General features: G+C 43.7%; 5 protein-coding genes. 2 read left to right on the plus strand and 3 right to left on the minus strand.

The genetic code is table 11. The annotated features are described in order from the left end of the window. Positions 1 to 539 (plus strand): IS3 family transposase (locus GMA8713_RS25110; protein WP_062705098.1); only part of this gene is annotated, 539 nt, incomplete at its 5' end. After that, a complete protein-coding gene (locus GMA8713_RS25115; RefSeq protein ID WP_232314575.1) occupies positions 487 to 1,617 on the plus strand; it encodes an IS110 family RNA-guided transposase in 1,131 nt (376 codons plus the stop codon). The genes GMA8713_RS25110 and GMA8713_RS25115, both read left to right, overlap by 53 nt. Positions 1,618 to 2,047: 430 nt before the next feature. Here GMA8713_RS25115 and GMA8713_RS25120 read toward each other — a convergent pair whose 3' ends face one another. The 3 genes from GMA8713_RS25120 to GMA8713_RS25130 form a co-directional block, all read right to left on the minus strand. Then, entirely contained in the window at positions 2,048 to 2,350 is a 303-nt protein-coding gene (locus tag GMA8713_RS25120) for a hypothetical protein (protein WP_062715336.1), read from the minus strand. A 376-nt stretch (positions 2,351 to 2,726) separates the two neighbouring features. Further along, positions 2,727 to 3,275, minus strand: coding sequence for a YajG family lipoprotein (locus GMA8713_RS25125; protein WP_062715339.1), 549 nt, complete (start codon positions 3,273 to 3,275; stop codon positions 2,727 to 2,729). 365 nt (positions 3,276 to 3,640) lie between these two features. Continuing rightward, positions 3,641 to 4,036 carry an Imm8 family immunity protein gene (locus GMA8713_RS25130; protein ID WP_084387838.1) on the minus strand — a complete coding sequence of 132 codons (396 nt, stop codon included), beginning with the start codon at positions 4,034 to 4,036 and terminating at the stop codon, positions 3,641 to 3,643. Between the last annotated feature and the right edge of the window lie 516 nt (positions 4,037 to 4,552).

Consider the following 4,552-nt stretch of genomic DNA (forward strand, 5'->3'; position numbering starts at 1 on the left):
ACAAAGCACACAAGGTTTATCCCTACCTGCTGCGTGATATCGATGTCACTTATCCAAACCAAGCTTGGGCGATTGACATCACGTACATCCCCATGGCGAAGGGGTTCCTGTATCTGGTGGCCATTATCGACTGGTATAGCCGCAAAGTACTGGCTTGGCGCTTGTCGAATACGATGGATACAAGCTTTTGCATTGAGGCTCTCGAAGACGCACTGCAACACTACGGGCCGCCCGATATCTTCAATTCAGATCAAGGCAGCCAGTTTACTAGCGCTGAGTTTACTCAGAGATTAATCGACCATGATGTACGGATAAGCATGGATGGGAAAGGACGCTGGGTCGACAACGTGTTCATCGAGCGATTATGGCGTAGCTTGAAATATGAGGAGGTTTACTTAAAAGCCTATACCACCCCCCGAGAAGCTGAACTTGAAATCGGCCACTACATGGTGTTCTATAACGAAGAGCGTAACCATCAGGGACTCAATGACCTTACTCCTGATGAAGCCTACTTCGGCAGGCAAAGATACGCAGCATGAGCGGGATCAAACACTTAAAAAATTAGCTTGTGTGTCCAACCAATGGGGTGCACTTCTAACCATAGGTCTCGATTTAGCCAAAAACACCTTTCAAGTTTGTGGCGTAGGCGAACATTCCACACCGATTTTTAACCGAAAATTGAAACGCAGCCAGTTAGTTCAGTTTTTTGCCCAACAGCCTCCGACAACCGTCGTGATGGAGGCCTGCTACTCGGCCCACTATTGGGGGCGTGAGCTGGCAAAGCTCGGCCATCAAACCAAGCTTATTCCCGCACAACACGTCACCCCCTTCGTGCGAGGGAACAAGAATGACCACAACGATGCCCTCGCCATTGTTGAAGCCAGTCGACGACCACATGTCCGTTTTGTCCCCGTCAAATCCGACTATCAACAGGAAATTCTCTCGCTACACCGTGTGCGTGAACGGTTGCAAAGGAACCGGACTTCATTGGTCAACCAAGTCCGGGGGATACTCAGTGAGTTTGGTGTCATCGCGCCTTTGGGCGTGAAACACCTCAGAGCCAAACTTGCCCACGTTATCGGAGATGCATCGTGCTCTCAGGGGCTACGAAATATCGTGGCTAACGCCTATGTCGAGCTGCTTGATACAGAGCAGCGCATAGAAGACATTGAACAAAGGCTCAACGCCTTCCTTGATGAACATCCTTGCCGTGACATCATCATGAGCCTTCCTGGCGTTGGGCTTATCAATGCGTCTGCGTTCCTTGCGTCTATCGATAAAGGGCAAGCCTTCCAATCCCCAAGGGAATTCGCGGTGTGGCTGGGCCTCACTCCTCAGCTTTATGCTTCAGGCGATGTGCATCGCATGGGAAGTATTACCAAGCGGGGTGACCGATACCTACGAACATTATTAGTGCATGGTGCCCGTGCCGCTTTGAGCCGTGCCAGAAACAAAACTGATGCACTGAGCGTCTGGGGCAATCAGCTGGTTCAACGCCGTGGTTACAATAAAGCGGTTGTGGCCTTTGCCCATCGTCTGGCACGGCTAATGTGGATATTGCTCCAACGGAACGAATGCTACCAACCGCAACCAGTCTTGGAGGCATGTCAAGGATGAAAGCACAGAACATCACGAGTCTGCCTTCACAATCACGCCATTTTTATCCAAGAAGCAATGCAACAAGATGGCGTGGCGGCGGATAATACAATCAGCTTCACCCACCGTGGTCAGTCATGGTTGATGAGCAAAGGTTTTCCCCACCTGGCTCAAGCCTGTCTGGGACAAGCGCATCAAGCCCGAGTGCCTGTTGAAGGCGTCAGGTACGGAACTCATTAGAGGCCGAGGCGAGAAAATCGCTTCATTCTAATCAAAGAAACGAGCCTGGATATATGTCAGTACTGACCTTCCCTTAAGGGGAATGACAACCTGAACATCAATGCTGAACACAGTGGTAAAAAGAACGTCAATATCGTCTCGCTACGCGAAACGACAAGAGCCGTTTGGCTTGACGTCAAGGGAGTGTCCATATATGTCCTGTTAGTTCCAGCTAGTAAATAAAGTTTGTTTTGACTTCTCCACCACGTTCGTACGAGATAACAAAGGATTTCCAGTTTTCTCCTCTTTCCAGAGAACTGGCTTTCAAATCTTCAATTAGGCTATATAGAACAGCACCGTTAAAATTTGTGTCAGCATCAGTCTGCTCCACACCATTTAATTCTACAGTCAACTCTTCTTCTATGTAGCCTTCACAAACTTCTGCCACATACTTAAACGAATCGTACCCGTGGACAATTCCAGCATCCAATAAATAGAATATTTTTTTAACAATATCAGAGTCTTTAGTTATCATTCTATAACCTCTGGTTCCTCTTTAGCCTCATTTTTAAATCTTACTGTTTTGGTTTTTCCATCAATGGTGTACGTAACAGACAAAGAATCGGGTCTCGGAGAGGTTGGGTCTGTTCGGTCAAATTTAATAGTTGTAGCTCAGACTACTTGATCTGGGTTATTAAGAGCTGCTTTAATTTTATTTTCATAGAAAGAAATAAAAAAGAAATAAAAAGGACAGTCACTTTAAGAACTGAAAAACTGGGCCGTTTACCCCATTTTACGGCGGAGTTAAAAGCTGATAGGGTGCTCAGTCATGGTCATTTTAAATCGTTTCTAAAAGTGCCTGTCCCAGTAAGTAGTCAGATCAGGTCTTAATCAGAAAAAGTAAAACACTTCTACAAACCTGCGTTAACTAAATCCTCGACAATTAACTGTGAAATAAGCTCAATGTCTCTTGGTTCGTCATCTTGGTCCCAAGAAAATGCTGATATTTCAATATTAACTGCTATATCATCAAGGTATCCATATTTGGTTGTGTATTTTGATTTTGAAAATCCCGCCAGTTCTTCTTTATCATTATGTATTACAACGCGATGGGACACTTCAGGTTTGTTTAATGCTTTACCTCCAATGTTAAACGTACGTTTGTAATCAATTGTCACTGATACATCTAGTGCATCGTCTCCGTTTTTGTCTAGAAGCCCCTTCTTCGATAAGCTAGCCTCTAAGTACTTCATAAACTGTTTTTCTAACTCTTTTTCGTCGGCAAAGACCTCATCACCAGGAATTGCGCCATGACCAAGTGTTAGATTGACATCAATATTGTCAAATTTATATGCAGTTTGTTGTTTCTTTATGGGCGTTGGATTTACATAGTATTGATACGGTGATGAAGCACATGCACTTAAAAACAGTGCAAGCAGAATTGTAACCACTTTCTTCATTTGTTTTCACTCCAGAAATTAAATTGAAAATAATCTTAACTTTAATAAAACATTATTTTTACAAATATATATAACCTCCCTGTTCAGGTAAGATGCTAGTGCTATAAACCTTCACCTTACCCTTACCCCGAATTAATCCACTAACAGGCTATCACCCGTTTTTGTGCTACCTCTCGCTCCCAGATTTAGACTGATTTGATGCGAAATGTAGCTGCCTGAGTCGCTTGAGTACTTGCTAAAATTGACTGTTCCAGCTTCTTTAGCTAGTATCATGTTCACCACGTTGTGGGGACACGGGTCTTTGTTTGCTTTCTTAAAGTGTGTGTCCCTGTTAGTTTTCTTGTGTCCCAGTTAGTTTTGTTTCTCTAATGGTGACTGTCCTTGTTAGTTTCATAATCTTCATATTCCCAGTAAGCATAGCGGCTGACTTTTTTTAATAACTCACTTTGTGAATCATTAGAAAATTGGCTTGAAATTTCTTTAAGTTTTTTTTCTATGGCAATTTCAATTTTTTCGGCGTCAAACTTATCAACGATTAACATATGCCGCCCCCATAGAAAATGATCTTCAAGCTCGTTCTCAACTGCATATCTAATCCAGTCAGGAGTGCAGATATGTAATTGATAAGAAGAGCTTCCTTCCTCACCGTTCACACCTACAGTTACCGTAAGCCATAAACTAAAAAAATCTGCATTATCTGGTTTATGATCAAGTAAATAATCACCAGCCACATCTAAACCTTTAAGAGATAATTCCATCATTCAATTACCAAGTGACCATTACTAATAATAGAACCTTTGCTATCCAATTGAACAAAGTTCGCTTGTACGCCCGTTGGGTTGAATTCAGCAGGCGCATTCTTAGTTGTAGGTGGCCTATATATCCTTGTGCCATCTGCACTTTTTAAACAACCAGGGCAAGCTGCCTGATTACTGACAGGAACAGCCCCGTCTCCAACCCATACTTTACCCAGCTGGTCAGCTTCAGACGCGCTTCCTCTCCCTATCCCAAAATTAGGATTTGTAGAACCACTACCTTGGACTGCTTGCGCTAAACGATCATCCGTTCTGGCAATATTATCTAGGTTCTGTTGACGTAATTGATCTTGTAACTTAGATATGGTCGCTATATTTATAGCACTAAATAGCTGTTCCTAATAGTAGATCTCAAAGATAAGAGAAACTCAGTCCGCTTTGTGCGATCTGATCAATCGCCAAACCGAAACATACCGACAAAAGGACTGAGTGATGGCCATCATAGCACCGATACCTCGTGGC

This window comes from Grimontia marina, assembly GCF_900060185.1.
GTDB classification, from domain to species: domain Bacteria; phylum Pseudomonadota; class Gammaproteobacteria; order Enterobacterales; family Vibrionaceae; genus Enterovibrio; species Enterovibrio marinus.

Bases quoted from the DNA above. Each gene is read 5' to 3' on its own strand.
- GMA8713_RS25115 (WP_232314575.1), top strand. From the start codon at position 487: ATGACCTTACTCCTGATGAAGCCTACTTCGGCAGGCAAAGATACGCAG.
- GMA8713_RS25120 (WP_062715336.1), bottom strand. From the start codon at position 2,350: ATGATAACTAAAGACTCTGATATTGTTAAAAAAATATTCTATTTATTG.
- GMA8713_RS25125 (WP_062715339.1), bottom strand. From the start codon at position 3,275: ATGAAGAAAGTGGTTACAATTCTGCTTGCACTGTTTTTAAGTGCATGT.
- GMA8713_RS25130 (WP_084387838.1), bottom strand. From the start codon at position 4,036: ATGATGGAATTATCTCTTAAAGGTTTAGATGTGGCTGGTGATTATTTA.